This is a genomic window from Paraburkholderia sp. SIMBA_053, assembly GCF_046534895.1.
GTDB classification, from domain to species: domain Bacteria; phylum Pseudomonadota; class Gammaproteobacteria; order Burkholderiales; family Burkholderiaceae; genus Paraburkholderia; species Paraburkholderia caledonica.
On sequence record NZ_JAWRXU010000002.1, the window covers coordinates 425,818 to 440,769 of the forward strand.

General features: G+C 62.6%; 14 protein-coding genes. All 14 read left to right on the forward strand.

Going from position 1 to position 14,952, the window contains the following annotated elements:
- The first annotated feature begins 188 nt into the window (after window positions 1-188).
- The 14 genes from tsf to rnhB all read left to right on the forward strand — a co-directional run bounded on the left by tsf (window position 189) and on the right by rnhB (window position 14,854).
- Complete coding sequence (gene tsf / locus SB753_RS08445; RefSeq protein ID WP_027799521.1) at window positions 189-1,070, forward strand: translation elongation factor Ts; 882 nt, start codon at window positions 189-191, stop codon at window positions 1,068-1,070.
- 221 nt (window positions 1,071-1,291) lie between these two features.
- Complete coding sequence (gene pyrH / locus SB753_RS08450) at window positions 1,292-2,005, forward strand: UMP kinase (protein WP_006048674.1); 714 nt, start codon at window positions 1,292-1,294, stop codon at window positions 2,003-2,005.
- A gap of 100 nt (window positions 2,006-2,105) precedes the next feature.
- Complete coding sequence (gene frr / locus SB753_RS08455; protein ID WP_027775328.1) at window positions 2,106-2,666, forward strand: ribosome recycling factor; 561 nt, start codon at window positions 2,106-2,108, stop codon at window positions 2,664-2,666.
- 153 nt (window positions 2,667-2,819) lie between these two features.
- Window positions 2,820-3,602 carry a polyprenyl diphosphate synthase gene (gene uppS / locus SB753_RS08460; RefSeq protein WP_027775327.1) on the forward strand — a complete coding sequence of 261 codons (783 nt, stop codon included), beginning with the start codon at window positions 2,820-2,822 and terminating at the stop codon, window positions 3,600-3,602.
- Window positions 3,596-4,417 (forward strand): phosphatidate cytidylyltransferase, encoded by an 822-nt coding sequence (locus SB753_RS08465; RefSeq protein ID WP_410799949.1) that lies wholly within the window; start codon window positions 3,596-3,598, stop codon window positions 4,415-4,417. Before uppS ends, SB753_RS08465 begins: the two co-directional genes overlap by 7 nt.
- Window positions 4,418-4,427: 10 nt before the next feature.
- A complete protein-coding gene (locus tag SB753_RS08470) occupies window positions 4,428-5,633 on the forward strand; it encodes a 1-deoxy-D-xylulose-5-phosphate reductoisomerase (protein ID WP_087752220.1) in 1,206 nt (401 codons plus the stop codon).
- A gap of 7 nt (window positions 5,634-5,640) precedes the next feature.
- A complete protein-coding gene (gene rseP / locus SB753_RS08475) occupies window positions 5,641-7,044 on the forward strand; it encodes an RIP metalloprotease RseP (RefSeq protein WP_410799950.1) in 1,404 nt (467 codons plus the stop codon).
- Between the two features lie 67 nt (window positions 7,045-7,111).
- Window positions 7,112-9,424, forward strand: coding sequence for an outer membrane protein assembly factor BamA (bamA, locus tag SB753_RS08480; protein ID WP_027804250.1), 2,313 nt, complete (start codon window positions 7,112-7,114; stop codon window positions 9,422-9,424).
- Between the two features lie 47 nt (window positions 9,425-9,471).
- Complete coding sequence (locus SB753_RS08485; RefSeq protein WP_027799514.1) at window positions 9,472-9,993, forward strand: OmpH family outer membrane protein; 522 nt, start codon at window positions 9,472-9,474, stop codon at window positions 9,991-9,993.
- A gap of 220 nt (window positions 9,994-10,213) precedes the next feature.
- Complete coding sequence (gene lpxD, locus SB753_RS08490) at window positions 10,214-11,350, forward strand: UDP-3-O-(3-hydroxymyristoyl)glucosamine N-acyltransferase (RefSeq protein ID WP_410799951.1); 1,137 nt, start codon at window positions 10,214-10,216, stop codon at window positions 11,348-11,350.
- 183 nt (window positions 11,351-11,533) lie between these two features.
- Window positions 11,534-11,998 carry a 3-hydroxyacyl-ACP dehydratase FabZ gene (gene fabZ, locus SB753_RS08495; RefSeq protein ID WP_020065638.1) on the forward strand — a complete coding sequence of 155 codons (465 nt, stop codon included), beginning with the start codon at window positions 11,534-11,536 and terminating at the stop codon, window positions 11,996-11,998.
- A gap of 88 nt (window positions 11,999-12,086) precedes the next feature.
- Window positions 12,087-12,875, forward strand: a complete 789-nt coding sequence (gene lpxA / locus SB753_RS08500) for an acyl-ACP--UDP-N-acetylglucosamine O-acyltransferase (RefSeq protein WP_410799952.1) — start codon at window positions 12,087-12,089, stop codon at window positions 12,873-12,875.
- 3 nt (window positions 12,876-12,878) lie between these two features.
- Window positions 12,879-14,048 (forward strand): lipid-A-disaccharide synthase, encoded by a 1,170-nt coding sequence (lpxB, locus tag SB753_RS08505; protein WP_027804252.1) that lies wholly within the window; start codon window positions 12,879-12,881, stop codon window positions 14,046-14,048.
- Entirely contained in the window at window positions 14,045-14,854 is an 810-nt protein-coding gene (gene rnhB, locus SB753_RS08510; protein ID WP_410799953.1) for a ribonuclease HII, read from the forward strand. The genes lpxB and rnhB overlap by 4 nt, the downstream gene beginning before the upstream one ends.
- Window positions 14,855-14,952 lie beyond the last annotated feature (98 nt).

Sequence of the window (14,952 nt, forward strand, 5' to 3'; positions counted from 1 at the left end):
CGGCAAAAAAGGGGGCTTTCTACAGGCCCCCTTTTTTTAAGCCGCGACGCCGTAGTGGGGCGCTGTCTCCGGCTGGGGCTGTGTCCGACGCGTTATCCGTAAAAAATGCGCATAACGCTGAAACGAATTCTTGCCGCCGGTATCGAAGTCCGGGCGGCGTGTGACAGATCGAACTCAAGGAGCAAATGATGGCGGCAATTACCGCAAGCATGGTTGCAGAACTGCGCGCAAAGACCGACGCGCCGATGATGGAATGCAAGAAAGCGCTGACGGAAGCCGACGGCGACATGGCGCGCGCTGAAGAGCTGCTGCGCGTGAAGCTGGGCAACAAGGCTAGCAAGGCTGCATCGCGCGTCACGGCTGAAGGCGTGGTTGCCTCGTTCATTGGCGGCAATGCGGGTTCGTTGGTCGAACTGAACTGCGAAACCGACTTCGTCTCGAAGAACGACGACTTCCTGGCTTTCTCGAAGAAGATCGCCGAGCTGGTCGCAACACAAAACCCGGCTGACGTCGCCGCGCTGTCGGCTCTGCCGCTCGACGGCCAGACCGTCGACGCAGTGCGTCTCGCGCTGGTCGGCAAGATCGGTGAAAACCTGTCGATCCGCCGTTTCGTGCGTTTCGAGACGTCGAACAAGCTGGCTGCGTATCTGCACGGCACGCGCATCGGCGTGCTGGTCGAGTACACGGGTGCAGACGAGCAGGTCGGCAAGGACGTGGCTATGCACATCGCCGCCATGAAGCCGGTCTCGCTGTCGTCGGACGACGTGCCGGCGGATCTGATCGCCAAGGAACGCAGCATCGCTGAGCAGAAGGCCGCCGAATCGGGCAAGCCGGCTGAAATCGTCGCCAAGATGGTCGACGGCAGCGTGCAGAAGTACCTGAAGGAGGTGTCGCTGCTGAACCAGACGTTCGTTAAGAACGACAAGCAGACGATCGAGCAGATGCTGAAGGCTGGCAACGCGAGCGTCCAGAAGTTCGCGCTGTTCGTGGTCGGCGAAGGCATTGAGAAGAAGCAGGACGACTTCGCTGCTGAAGTCGCCGCTCAAGTGGCTGCTGCAAAGCAACAATAAGCTTCACCTAAGCTTCAGCTAGTACCGTTGTACCCGCGGCAGAGCAAGACTGTGCCGCGGTCGGCAGCGCCGCAAGGCTGCGCGCGGGTCGACCCCCGCTGTGCAGCCGCCATTGACGAGCCTCATGTGTCGATCAATTTGGCGGCGCTTGCCCGAATCAGCATTTCACCCCTACATTAGTCCCTTGTTGTTGCCCTGTTCTGCGCGATCTGGATACCCCTATGCCCACTGCCTACAAACGCGTTCTGCTCAAACTCTCCGGTGAAGCTCTGATGGGCGATGATGCCTTCGGCATCAATCGCGCGACCATCGAACGAATGGTGGCGGACGTGGCCGAAGTGGTCCGTCTCGGAACGCAGTTGGCCGTGGTGATCGGCGGCGGCAATATTTTTCGCGGCGTAGCAGGCGGCGCGGCCGGTATGGACCGCGCCACGGCCGACTACATGGGCATGCTGGCCACCATGATGAACGCGCTGGCACTGCAGGACGCCATGCGGCATGCAGGCATCGAGGCGCGTGTGCAGTCCGCGCTGCGTATGGACCAGGTGGTCGAGCCGTATATCCGCCCGCGGGCGATTCGCCAGCTCGAAGAAGGTAAAGTCGTGATTTTCGCGGCCGGAACGGGCAACCCGTTCTTCACGACCGACACGGCCGCCGCGCTGCGCGGCTCGGAAATCGGCGCTGAAGTCGTGCTGAAAGCCACCAAGGTGGACGGCGTCTACTCCGCCGACCCGAAGAAAGATCCGAGCGCGACGCGCTACACGACGATCAGCTTCGACGAGGCAATCGGCCGCAATCTGCAGGTCATGGACGCCACCGCGTTCGCGCTGTGCCGCGACCAGAAGCTGCCGATCCGCGTGTTTTCGATCGTCAAGCCGGGCGCGCTCAAGCGTATCGTGCTCGGCGAGGACGAGGGCACCCTCGTCCACGTGTAAACTCTCGTTCACATAACGTGGGCTTCGACGCGGGCCCGGGCCGCCGCATATCGCGCGTGCTGGCCGGCTCGCACAGTTTTGAAGGTTCGGAGGTTTAAAAATGTCTGTGGCTGATATCAGGAAGGGCGCTGAGCAAAAGATGCAGCGTTCCATCGACGCGTTCAAGAACGATCTGTCGAAAATCCGTACGGGCCGTGCGCACACGGGCCTGCTCGATCACATCCAGTGCGACTACTACGGCTCGCCGGTGCCTATTTCTCAGGTCGCGAACCTGACGCTGATCGACGCACGCACGATCGGCGTTCAGCCGTGGGAAAAGAAGATGGTTCAAGTCGTCGAAAAGGCGATCCGCGAGTCGGACCTCGGTCTGAACCCGGCTACGCAGGGCGATGTGATCCGCGTACCGATGCCCGCGCTGACCGAAGAACGCCGCCGCGAGCTGACGAAAGTGGTCAAGAGCGAAGCCGAAACGGCCAAGATCGCCGTCCGCAATCTGCGCCGCGACGCTAACGAGCAACTGAAAAAGCTCGTCAAAGACAAAGAAATTTCGGAAGACGACGAGCGCCGTGCAGGTGACGACATTCAGAAGCTGACGGACAAATTCGTCGCTGAAATCGACAAGCTCGTCGTGACCAAAGAAGCAGAGATCATGACGGTGTGATGTTGCTCGGCTCCGTGCAGACACGGAGCCGGCACGGGTTTTCCTGCCCCTACAGGGGCCGGCGCGAAATGTCAGTCATGCAGCGCCAGGTCTGGGAGCATTCACCAATTCAAGGTTTGCACTTCTTCATTTGCAGTTATTGTCCCGACGGCCATGACCTACACCAGTTCAACCGTGCGCGTGCCTGATGTCGCTGCGGTGCCGCGACACATCGCGATCATCATGGACGGCAATGGCCGTTGGGCCACCCAGCGCCGCTTGCCGCGCGTGGCCGGTCATACGCGCGGCGTCGACGCTGTGCGTGCAGCCGTCGAGGCGTGCGCCCGTCAGGGCGTCGAATATCTGACGCTGTTTGCCTTCAGTTCCGAAAACTGGCGTCGGCCGAACGAGGAAGTGTCGTTCCTCATGCGCCTGTTCGTCACCGCGCTCGAGCGCGAAATCGGCAAGCTGCACGCGAACGGCATCCGTTTGCGGGTGGTCGGCGATCTCGAACGTTTCGATACGCGCATCCGCGATCTGATCAAGCGCGCCGAGACCAAGACCGCGCGCAATACGCGCCTCACGCTGACCATCGCAGCCAATTACGGCGGTCGCTGGGACATCATGCAGGCCACCCGCAAGCTCGCCGAGCAGTCGGCGCTGGCAGGCAAGGCGGTCGAGGTGAACGAGGAATCGTTCGCCGAACATCTGTCCATGGCATATGCGCCCGAGCCCGATCTGTTCATCCGCACGGGCGGCGAGCGGCGCGTCAGCAATTTCCTGCTGTGGCAACTCGCCTACACCGAGTTCTACTTCACCGACATCTTCTGGCCGGATTTCGACGCCGACGCCCTCGGCCACGCAATCGCGTCATATGCGGAGCGCGAGCGCCGTTTCGGCCGCACGAGTGCTCAGCTCGAGCCGCAATCGCAAAACGTCGATTCGCTTCCATGCTAAAAACCCGTGTCATCACGGCGGTCGTCCTCCTGGCGGTGTTCCTGCCCGTCACGTTGTTCGCGCCGGTCGGCGCGTTCGGCGCGCTGATTGCGTTCGTCGTCGTGTTCGCTGCGTGGGAGTGGGCGCGCCTGCTCAAGCTGGGCGGCGCGGGCCCGGTCATTTACGCGCTGGTGGCGGCAGTGGCGCTAGTGGCCAGCACGCGTCTCGGCACCGGCGTCGACGATGCGCGGCCGTTTTACAAAGCGGCCGCCATTTTCTGGGTGATCGCCGGCCCGTTCGTGCTGCTGCGCAAACCGACGCTCGCGCAGGGCGCGTGGCGTAACTTCCTGTTTCTTGCCGGGATTGTGATATTCGTCGCGTGCTGGCATGCTCTCGTCGCCGCGCGCATGCAGGGTGTGCCGTTTGTGCTGTCACTGCTGCTATTGGTATGGCTCGCCGATATCGGCGCATACTTCTCGGGGAAGGCGTTCGGCAAGCACAAGCTCGCGCCCGCCATCAGCCCGGGCAAGACGTGGGAGGGCGCGATCGGCGGCTGGCTCGTCGTCATGATTGTCGCGCTGGCGGCGGTCGTTTTGCATGCGTTCGAGCCGACCCTGTATTCCAGCTTGTGGGCGCATTGGGGCGCCCCGCGTGCGCTGCTTGCGCTGACCCTGCTGGTGGTGTTCAGCGTGGTGGGCGACCTTTTTGAATCCATGATGAAGCGCCAGGCCGGCGTGAAAGATTCGAGCGGCCTGTTGCCGGGGCACGGTGGCGTGCTCGACCGCATCGACGCATTGTTGCCGGTGCTGCCGCTTGCCATGCTGCTGCTCGGCTAGAGAAAGAGATATGCAAAAACGTCTGACATTGCTCGGTTCCACGGGCTCGATTGGAGACAGCACGCTCGACGTCGTCGCGCGTCATCCGGAGCGTTTTTCGGTTTATGCGCTCACTGCACACCGCAACGGCGACAAACTCGTCGAGCAATGCCTGCGCTTCCGGCCGGAAGTCGCGGTGGTCGGCGACGCCGACACGGCAGCGCGCGTCGCGGCCAGGTTGCGCGAGGCGGGCTGCAAGACCGAGGTGACTTACGGCGCTCAGGCGCTCGTCGACGTGTCGAAGGCGAGTGGCTGCGACACGGTCGTGGCGGCCATCGTGGGCGCGGCAGGCCTCGCGCCGAGCCTCGCCGCCGCGCGCGCCGGCAAACGGATTCTGCTTGCCAACAAGGAAGCGCTGGTCATGTCGGGCGCGATCTTCATGGACGCGGTCCACGACAACGGCGCGGTTCTGCTGCCGGTCGACAGCGAACACAACGCTATTTTCCAGTGCTTGCCGCGCGAAGCCGCGCTGCATGGCGGCGTGTCCAAGATCATTCTGACCGCGTCGGGCGGCCCGTTCCGTACGCGCGAACCGGCCACACTCGCGGGCGTCACGCCCGAAGAAGCCTGCAAGCACCCGAACTGGGTGATGGGCCGCAAGATTTCGGTCGACTCCGCCACGATGATGAACAAAGGCCTCGAAGTGATCGAGGCTCATTGGCTGTTCGGCTTGCCGGGCGAGCGCATCGACGTGCTGATTCATCCGCAAAGCGTGATCCATTCGCTGGTTTCGTACGCCGACGGCTCGGTGCTCGCGCAACTCGGCAACCCGGACATGCGTACGCCCATCGCTCATGCGCTCGCGTTCCCGGATCGTGTCGATTCGGGCGTCGCGCAACTGGACCTCGCGGAAATCGCGTCGCTGTCGTTCGAGAAACCGGACTACGCGCGTTTCCCCTGTCTGGCTCTGGCGATGAAGGCACTTGCCGAAGGCGGCCTCGCCAGTGCGGCGCTCAACGCCGCTAACGAAATTGCTGTTGAAGCGTTCCTGTCGCGCCAGATCGGTTTCATGGCGATCGCGCAAGTGGTCGACTCGGTGCTCAACGGGTTGCCGAACGGCAGCGCGCACGCGCTTGAAGACGTGATCGAAGCAGACGCCGCAGCGCGTCGCGCCGCTGCCGAATTCATCGCGCGTCTGCCTGACGCCGCCCGCCGCACGGAACGCGCCGTCCAGTGAGGCGCTTATGAATCTGCTGATCGAAGTGCTCGCCTTCGCGGTTGCGATTGGCGTGCTCGTGGTCGTCCACGAATATGGGCATTACAGCGTGGCGCGGCTGTGCGGCGTCAAGGTGCTGCGCTTTTCGATCGGCTTCGGCAAGCCGCTCTTCCAGTGGGTCAGTCCTAAGAGCGGCACTGAATGGACCGTGGCCGCGCTGCCGCTCGGCGGCTATGTGAAGATGCTCGACGAGCGCGAGACCGGCAGCGCTCCGATCCCTGCCGAAGCGTTGCCGCATGCGTTCAACCGGCAGTCGGTGTGGCGGCGTATCGCGATCGTGGCGGCCGGGCCGGTCGCCAATTTCCTGCTCGCCATCGTGCTGTTCGGCCTCGTGTTCGCCACCGGCGTCACAGAGCCTGCGGCCATTCTGGCCGTGCCCGCGCCGAACACGGCCGCTGCCGTCGCCGGGTTCGAAGGTGGCGAGACGGTGGTGGCGGTGCGCACGGAGAACGCCGCCGACTCCGAGCCGGTGCGGTCCTGGTCTGACTTGCGCTGGAAGTTGCTCGGCGCAGCTTTCGATCACAAGCGCGTCGTGCTGAGCGCGAAAGGCCCGGGCGGCACGTCGGACTTCCAACTCGATCTGCGCGGTGTCGGTGAAAAGGACGTAGACGACGACTTCATGTCGCGCCTCGGCTTCGAGCCCGGCGGCGGCAAGCTGACCGTTGCAGGTGTGCAGCCGGGCAGCGCGGCGCAGAAAGCCGGGCTTGTTCCGGGCGACCGTTTGCGCGCGATCAACGGCATGGCAACCGACAACGCCACGGCCTTCATCGCGTATGTAAAATCGCACGCCGGCAAACCTTTGACGCTGCAAGTGGAGCGCGCGGCCGGCGGCAAAGTGCAGGATCAAACGCAGGGCAAGCTCGAAGACATCACCATTGTTCCGCAGGCACAGCGCGACGCGGCAACGGGACAGCAGGTCGGCCGCATCGGCGCGGAACTCGCGACCCAGGTGCCGTCGATCAACGTGCGCTATGGACCTTTCGAAAGCCTTCAACTTGGCGCACGCCGTACGTGGGACCTGGCGGTTTATTCGGTGCGGATGTTCGGCCGCATGATCGTCGGCGACGCTTCGCTGAAAAATCTTTCGGGTCCGGTGACGATCGCCGATTACGCGGGAAAGAGTGCACGTCTCGGTCCTTCTGCATTTCTGTCGTTCCTTGCCCTCGTCAGTATTAGCCTCGGTGTACTGAACCTGCTACCAATTCCGGTATTGGACGGGGGTCATCTGTTATATTATTTGGTTGAAGCTGTGACCGGTAAAGTTGTCTCCGATCGCTGGCAACTCGTTTTTCAGAGGGCGGGTCTCGCCTGCATCGTCGCTTTGTCGGCGATTGCACTGTTCAACGATCTCGCTCGTTTAATCCACTTTTAAAGTGTCCGGCGGCGCTAACAATGGCGACCGTCCGACCTGATGCAGCTATACACACTGGGGAAGCACGTTGTTTAAACCTCATCGCTTTGTTCCGAAGACGGTTATAACCGCGGCATTCGCCGCGCATGGGCTGGTCGCCCACGCAACCACGCCCTTCGTGGTGCAAGACATCCGGATCGAGGGATTGCAACGCGTCGAACCTGGTACCGTGTTCGCCTATCTGCCTATCAAGCAGGGCGACACGTTCAGCGACGACAAGGCATCGGAAGCCATTCGCGCACTGTACGCAACGGGCTTCTTCAACGACGTCAAGATCGCGACCGAAGGCAATGTGGTCATCGTGCAGGTGCTGGAGCGTCCGGCCATTGGCACGATCGACTTCGCGGGCATTCACGAGTTCGACAAGGAAAACCTGACCAAGGCGCTGCGCGCCGTGGGTTTGTCGCAAGGCCGTTACTACGACAAGGCACTCGTCGACAAGGCCGAACAGGAGCTGAAGCGTCAGTACCTGACGCGCGGTTACTATGCAGCCGAGGTCACGACCACGATCACGCCGATCGACCGCAATCGCGTCTCGGTGCTGTTCTCGGTGGCCGAAGGGCCGAGCGCCAAGATCCGCCAGATCAACTTCATCGGCAACAAGGCGTTCAGCACGGGCACGCTGCGCGACGAAATGCAGCTGTCCACGCCGAACTGGTTCTCGTGGTACACGAAGAACGACCTGTACGCGAAAGACAAGCTCACCGGCGACCTCGAAAATGTCCGCTCGTATTACCTGAACCGCGGCTACCTCGAGTTCAATATCGAGTCGACTCAGGTGTCGATCACGCCGGACAAGAAGGACATGTATTTGACGGTCACGCTGCATGAAGGCGAGCCGTACACGATCTCGAGCATCAAGCTGGCCGGTAATCTACTCGACCGCGAGCCGGAGCTCGCCAAGCTCATCAAGATCAAACCGGGCGATCGTTTTTCGGCCGAAAAGCTGCAGGCCACCACGAAGTCGATCGTCGACAAACTGGGCGAATACGGTTATGCGTTCGCGACCGTCAACGCGCAGCCGCAGATCGATCAGTCGAACCACAAGGTCGACCTGACGTTGCAGGTGGACCCGAGCCGCCGCGTCTATGTGCGCCGTATCAATGTGGTCGGCAATACACGCACGCGCGACGAAGTGGTGCGCCGCGAAATGCGTCAGCTCGAAAGCTCGTGGTTCGACTCTAACCGCCTCGCACTGTCGAAAGACCGTATCAACCGTCTTGGCTATTTCACAGACGTCGACGTGACCACCATTCCTGTGGAAGGCACGCCTGACCAGGTCGATGTGGACGTCAAGGTCGCTGAAAAGCCGACGGGCGCGATCACGCTGGGCGCGGGCTTTTCGTCGACCGACAAGGTGGTGCTGTCGGCCGGTGTCTCGCAAGACAACGTGTTCGGCTCGGGCACGAGCCTCGCGGTGAACGTCAATACCGCGAAGACCTACCGGACGTTGACGGTTACGCAGGTCGATCCGTACTTCACGGTCGACGGCATCAAGCGTATTACCGACGTCTATTACCGTACGTATCAGCCGCTATATTACTCGACCGACTCGAGCTTCAAGATCGTTACGATCGGTGGCGACCTGAAGTTCGGTATTCCGTTCTCCGAAGTGGATACGGTGTACTTCGGCGCGGGTCTCGAGCAGAACCAGCTGGACGTCGACGCGAACACGCCTGCGTCGTATAAGCAATACGTTCAGGACTTTGGCCGCGTGTCGAACAACGTACCGCTTACTGTCGGCTGGTCGCGCGATGCGCGAGATAGCGCGCTGGTACCAAGCCGCGGTTACTTCACGCAGGCAAACGCCGAATACGGCACGCCGATCGGCGGCACCCAGTATTACAAGGCCGACATCAACGCGCAGTACTATTACTCGTTCTCGCGTGGCTTCGTGCTCGGTTTCAACTTCCAGGGCGGCTACGGCAAGGGCATGGGCGGCAAGCCGTACCCGATTTTCAAGAACTACTACGCGGGCGGTATCGGTTCGGTCCGTGGCTACGAGCCGAGTTCGCTTGGTCCTCGCGACGCCACCACGGGCGACCCGATCGGCGGCTCGAAGCTGCTCGTCGGCAATATCGAGTTGACGTTCCCGTTGCCGGGCACCGGCTATGATCGAACCCTGCGCGTGTTCACGTTCCTCGACGCAGGTAACGTGTGGGCGGACGCGAGCAGCGCCGCCACGTCGAATGGCGCTAACGGTCTGCGTTACGGCTACGGTGTCGGCCTCGCATGGATTTCGCCAATCGGACCGCTCAAGCTGAGCTTGGGCTTCCCGCTGACCAAGCATACGGGCGACCAGTATCAGAAGTTCCAGTTCCAGATCGGAACGGCGTTCTGATCCGCGTTGCGGACAGCTCGCCAAACAACAGTATCGAGAGGATCACTTTGCTAACCGGTATGTTTTCGAAACGTGTGGCTTGCGCGCTGGCGCTGGCAATGACGCTGGGCGTCGGAGTAGCGCACGCGCAGGAAGCCAGGATTGCCGCGGTGAATTCGGACCGGATTCTGCGGGAATCGGCTGCGGCAAAGGCGGCCCAGGTCAAGCTCGAGGCCGAGTTCGCGAAGCGCGACAAGGACCTCGCGGACATGGCCCAGAAGCTGAAGTCGATGTCCGATTCGCTCGACAAGAGCGGTGCGTCGATGTCGTCGGCGGATCGCGCGCAAAAGCAGCGAGATCTGTCACAACTCGACACGGACTTTCAGCGCAAGCAACGCGAGTTTCGCGAGGACCTGAACCAGCGCCGCAATGAAGAACTGGCGGCGGTGCTGGACCGCGCGAACAAGGTGATCAAGCAGATCGCCGAGGCGCAGCATTACGACCTGATCGTTCAGGAAGCGGTGTATGTGAGCCCGCGCATCGACATCACGGATCAGGTGCTCAAGGCTCTCGCGGCCTCGGGCAACTAAGAGCACAGGCAGGAGCGTTGCAAGCAGCGGTTGAAGGGCGGCCTCGGCCTGGGCGTTGATTGCAAACGCCGCGCACGACGCGCGCCGTCTGGTGAGCTGCAGATCAGCTTTACGCGAACCGAAGTACGCCGCCGCGCTTGAACTGCGGAAGGCGAGCCGGGGCGGGGCTCTCACCGGCGACTCTGACAAGACGCACTGAACAGCAGGAGACAGGACAGGCATGGCATTTACGCTCGAGGACATCGTCCAACGGTTCGGCGGTGAAGTAGTAGGAGACGGTTCGCAGCGCGTCGGCAGCCTCGCGCCGCTCGACCAGGCAGGTCCGGACCAGCTGGCGTTCCTCGCGAACCCCAAGTACCTGTCGCAAGTGGAAACGACCCAGGCTGGCGCCGTGCTGATCAATGTCGACGACCTGGCGAAGCTCACGTCCCGCAGCGCCCGTAACTTCATCGTCACGCCGAATCCGTACGCTTACTTCGCGCGCGTCGCGCAAACTTTCATCGACCTCGCTACGCCAAAGGTCGCGCCCGGCATTCATCCGAGCGCGACGATCGACCCGTCTGCGCAGATCGCTGCGAGCGCGGTGATCGGACCGCACGTTACGGTCGAAGCCGGCGCTGTCATCGGCGAAAACGTGCGGCTCGACGCGAATGTCGTCATTGGCCGCGGCACGCGCATCGGCGCGGGTTCGCATCTGTATCCGAATGTGGCCGTGTATCACGGCTGCAAGCTCGCCGAGCGCGTGATCGTGCACGCGGGCGCGGTAATCGGCTCCGACGGTTTCGGATTCGCGCCGGATTTCGTCGGCGAAGGCGAGGCGCGTACCGGTAGCTGGGTGAAGATTCCGCAAGTTGGCGGCGTATCGATTGCAGCGGATGTCGAAATCGGCGCGAACACCACGATCGATCGTGGCGCAATGGCCGATACGATCATTGAAGAGTGCGTGAAGATCGACAACCTCGTGCAGATCGGCCACAACTGCAAGGTGGGCGCTTACACGGTAATCGCCGGTTGCGCGGGTATCGCGGGCAGCACCACCATCGGCCGTCATTGCATGATCGGCGGCGCTGTGGGGATTGCCGGGCACGTGACGCTCGCCGATTACGTGATCGTCACCGCGAAGTCCGGCGTGTCGAAGTCGCTGCTCAAGCCCGGCATGTACACGAGCGCATTCCCGGCCGTGAACCACGCTGACTGGAACAAAAGCGCAGCTTTGCTGCGCAATATCGACAAGCTCCGCGACCGTATCAAAGCGCTGGAAACTGCCTCGGCTGACCGGACGGACGCGAAGCCGGCCAACACGCCAGCGCCTTTGGCATCGGGCGCGACGGGCAATTCACAGAGCGACAAAAGCTAGATTTCTGGGCGGCCCGCCAGTACCGCGTAAAATGGCGGGCGAATATCAGGAAGCAAAGACGGTTGCCGTGACCCGGTGGCACGGCAATCAGGTCACGGCGAGCGCCGGCAGCATGCGTTACCAACCCACCTGCACCAGCATCCGCAGTCATCATCGCGCAGTCAATGCGTGAGCAGAAACACCATGAGCACCGAAAAAATCAATCTCGACATTCATAAGATTCTCACGCTGCTGCCACATCGTTACCCGATCCTGCTGGTCGACCGGGTGCTCGAACTCGAGCCGCACAAAAGCATCAAAGCGTTGAAGAACGTGTCGATCAATGAGCCGTATTTCCAGGGGCACTTCCCGACGCGTCCCGTCATGCCTGGCGTGCTGATCCTCGAAGCGCTCGCACAAACGGCAGCGCTCCTCACGTTCTCGGAAGAGCCGAGCGACCCGTCGAACACGCTGTACCTGTTCGTCGGTATCGACAACGCGCGCTTCAAGCGCGTCGTGGAGCCCGGCGATCAGCTCATCCTGAACTGCACGTTCGAGCGGCATATGCGCGGCATCTGGAAGTTCAAGGCGCGTGCCGAAGTGGACGGCGCGGTGGCGGCGGAAGCAGACCTGATGTGCGCGGTGCGTCACACGGACAAGGACGCCTGAGTCAATGTTCGGGCAGCCGGCGCCTCATGACGCTGCCGGCTCGACCCAGCCCATCCAGACAACGCAACAGAATCAGAAGCGAGGACGCATGAGCAGGATTCATCCCACTGCGATCGTCGAACCGGGCGCTCAACTCGACGAATCCGTCGAAGTCGGACCGTATGCGGTGATCGGCGCCCACGTGACGATCGGCGCCCGGACCACCGTCGGTTCGCATAGCGTGATCGAAGGCCACACCACGATCGGCGAAGACAACCGGATCGGCCACTATGCATCGGTCGGCGGCCGTCCGCAGGACATGAAGTACAAAGACGAGCCCACCCGGCTCGAAATCGGCAACCGCAACACGATCCGCGAGTTCACGACGATCCACACCGGCACGGTGCAGGACGCGGGCGTGACTACGCTCGGCGACGACAACTGGATCATGGCGTACGTGCACATCGGGCACGACTGCCACGTCGGCAACAACATAATTCTTTCGAGCAACGCACAGATGGCGGGCCACGTGACGATCGGCGACCATGCGATCGTCGGCGGCATGTCGGGCGTGCATCAGTTCGTGCGCATCGGCGCTCATTCCATGTTGGGCGGCGCTTCCGCGCTCGTGCAGGACATTCCGCCGTTCGTGATCGCGGCCGGCAACAAGGCCGAGCCGCACGGCATCAACGTCGAAGGTCTGCGCCGCCGCGGTTTTTCGCCGGACGCGATTTCGGCGCTGCGCTCCGCATACCGCCTGCTGTACAAGAACAGCCTGTCGCTCGAAGAAGCGAAAGTGCAGTTGCGTGAACTGGCGTCGGCCGGCGGCGACGGCGACGAGCCGGTGCGAACGCTGCTGGCATTTGTCGAAGCGTCGCAGCGCGGCATCATCCGCTAAACGATGGCATTGCAACCCAGTCCGCTACGCATCGCGATGGTGGCCGGCGAGCCGTCCGGCGACCTGCTGGCGTCATCGCTGCTGAACGGCCTCGCGAGCCGCCTGCCTGCCGCCACGCACTATTACGGAATCGGCGGCCCGCGCATGATTGCCACGGGTTTCGACGCGCACTGGCCAATGGAAAAGCTGTCCGTGCGCGGCTATGTCGAAGCGCTGCGGCACATTCCCGAGATCCTGCGTGTTCGCAACGACCTCAAGCGCCAGCTGCTGGCCGAGCCGCCAGCGGTGTTCGTAGGCGTCGACGCGCCCGACTTCAACTTCGGGCTCGAGCATCCGTTGCGCGAGGCGGGCATTCCGACGATTCACTTCGTGTGCCCGTCGATCTGGGCGTGGCGCGGTGGGCGCATCAAAAAGATCGCGAAGGCCGTCGACCATATGCTGTGCGTGTTCCCGTTCGAAACGGCGCTGCTTGAAAAAGCGGGCGTCGCGGCTTCGTACGTGGGTCATCCGCTAGCGGACGAAATTCCGCTCGAACCCGACACGCTCGGCGCGCGCCGGACGCTCGGTCTCGCGGAAAGCGGTCCTGTCATCGCGGTGCTGCCGGGTAGCCGCCGCTCGGAGATCGACCTGATCGGGCCGACGTTCTTCGCGGCGATGGAAATGATGCAGCATCAGGAGCCCGGTCTTCGCTTCGTGATGCCGGCGGCGACGCCCGCGTTGCGAGAGATGCTGCGCCCGCTGGTCGACTCGCACCCCGGCCTCGCGCTGACCATTACCGACGGCCAGTCCCAACTCGCCATGACGGCCGCCGACGCGATCCTCGTGAAAAGCGGCACCGTCACGCTCGAGGCGGCGCTCCTGAAAAAGCCGATGGTCATCTCGTACAAGGTGCCGTGGCTGACCGGCCAGATCATGCGCCGGCAGGGCTATCTGCCGTATGTCGGTTTGCCGAACATTCTGGCGGGGCGCTTCGTGGTACCGGAAATCCTCCAGCATTTCGCGACGCCGCAGGCGCTGGCCGAAGCCACGCTGAAACAGTTGCGCGATGAAGCCAACCGGCGCACGCTGACGGAAATCTTCACGGAGATGCACCACGTGCTGAAGCAAAACACTGCGCAGCGTGCGGCGGAAGTCGTCGCGAGCGTTGTCGAAAAACGCAAGGCGCGGCCGTGAAGAACGGACGCACCGACGGACGCACCATCGCACCCGCGCCTCGCCGCAAGACCGCGGCCGTCGCAGGCGCGGCGGGGTCGGCCGGCCTGCAGGTCGGCTTGAACTTCGAGACGCCCGACGACATTATTTGCGGCGTCGACGAAGCAGGGCGCGGACCGCTGGCCGGTCCGGTCGTGGCTGCGGCGGTGATTTTCGATCCGTCGAAGCCGATGATTCGCGGCCTCGACGATTCCAAAGCGCTGAGCGCCAAAAAGCGTGACGAGCTGTACGACAAGATCGTCGACCGCGCGCTCGCGTACTGCATTGCATCGGCAACCGTCGAAGAGATCGATTCGCTGAACATCCTCCATGCAACCATGCTGGCGATGAAGCGCGCGGTGGAAGGGCTGTCCGTCACGCCCACGCTGGTGAAGATCGACGGTAATCGCTGCCCCACATTGAGCGTGCGTAGCGAAGCAGTGATTGGTGGCGACGCGCTCGTGAAATGCATTTCGGCGGCGTCGATTCTTGCCAAGGTCACGCGCGACCGGATGCTGCTGGAACTGCACCAGACGTATCCGCTTTACGGCTTCAATGCGCATGCGGGCTACGGCACGCCGCAACACCTCGCGGCGTTGCGGGAGCACGGTCCCTGCGAACATCATCGGCGATCGTTCGCGCCCGTGCGCGAGGCCCATTTGCGATTTGGCACCGGCGTGCCGCTGCCCGCGGGCGAAGTCATCGTCGTGCCGGATATGCTGGCGAACGGCATGCTGGACGACGCAATGCTCGATCGCGACGCGTTCGGCGAACACAGCGGCGCTTGAATATCGCGCGGATTTGGCGGGCGGCCCGATCTACACCCGGTGCGTGATTGCATCCAGCATGACGCTTTACCCCCGCTAACCTTTTTCCTTACCTCACC

Coding starts and splice junctions, on each gene's coding strand:
- rseP (WP_410799950.1), top strand. CDS start 5,641: ATGAATCTGCTGATCGAAGTGCTCGCCTTCGCGGTTGCGATTGGCGTG.
- SB753_RS08470 (WP_087752220.1), top strand. CDS start 4,428: ATGCAAAAACGTCTGACATTGCTCGGTTCCACGGGCTCGATTGGAGAC.
- SB753_RS08465 (WP_410799949.1), top strand. CDS start 3,596: ATGCTAAAAACCCGTGTCATCACGGCGGTCGTCCTCCTGGCGGTGTTC.
- lpxD (WP_410799951.1), top strand. CDS start 10,214: ATGGCATTTACGCTCGAGGACATCGTCCAACGGTTCGGCGGTGAAGTA.
- uppS (WP_027775327.1), top strand. CDS start 2,820: ATGACCTACACCAGTTCAACCGTGCGCGTGCCTGATGTCGCTGCGGTG.
- pyrH (WP_006048674.1), top strand. CDS start 1,292: ATGCCCACTGCCTACAAACGCGTTCTGCTCAAACTCTCCGGTGAAGCT.
- lpxA (WP_410799952.1), top strand. CDS start 12,087: ATGAGCAGGATTCATCCCACTGCGATCGTCGAACCGGGCGCTCAACTC.
- lpxB (WP_027804252.1), top strand. CDS start 12,879: ATGGCATTGCAACCCAGTCCGCTACGCATCGCGATGGTGGCCGGCGAG.
- tsf (WP_027799521.1), top strand. CDS start 189: ATGGCGGCAATTACCGCAAGCATGGTTGCAGAACTGCGCGCAAAGACC.
- fabZ (WP_020065638.1), top strand. CDS start 11,534: ATGAGCACCGAAAAAATCAATCTCGACATTCATAAGATTCTCACGCTG.
- frr (WP_027775328.1), top strand. CDS start 2,106: ATGTCTGTGGCTGATATCAGGAAGGGCGCTGAGCAAAAGATGCAGCGT.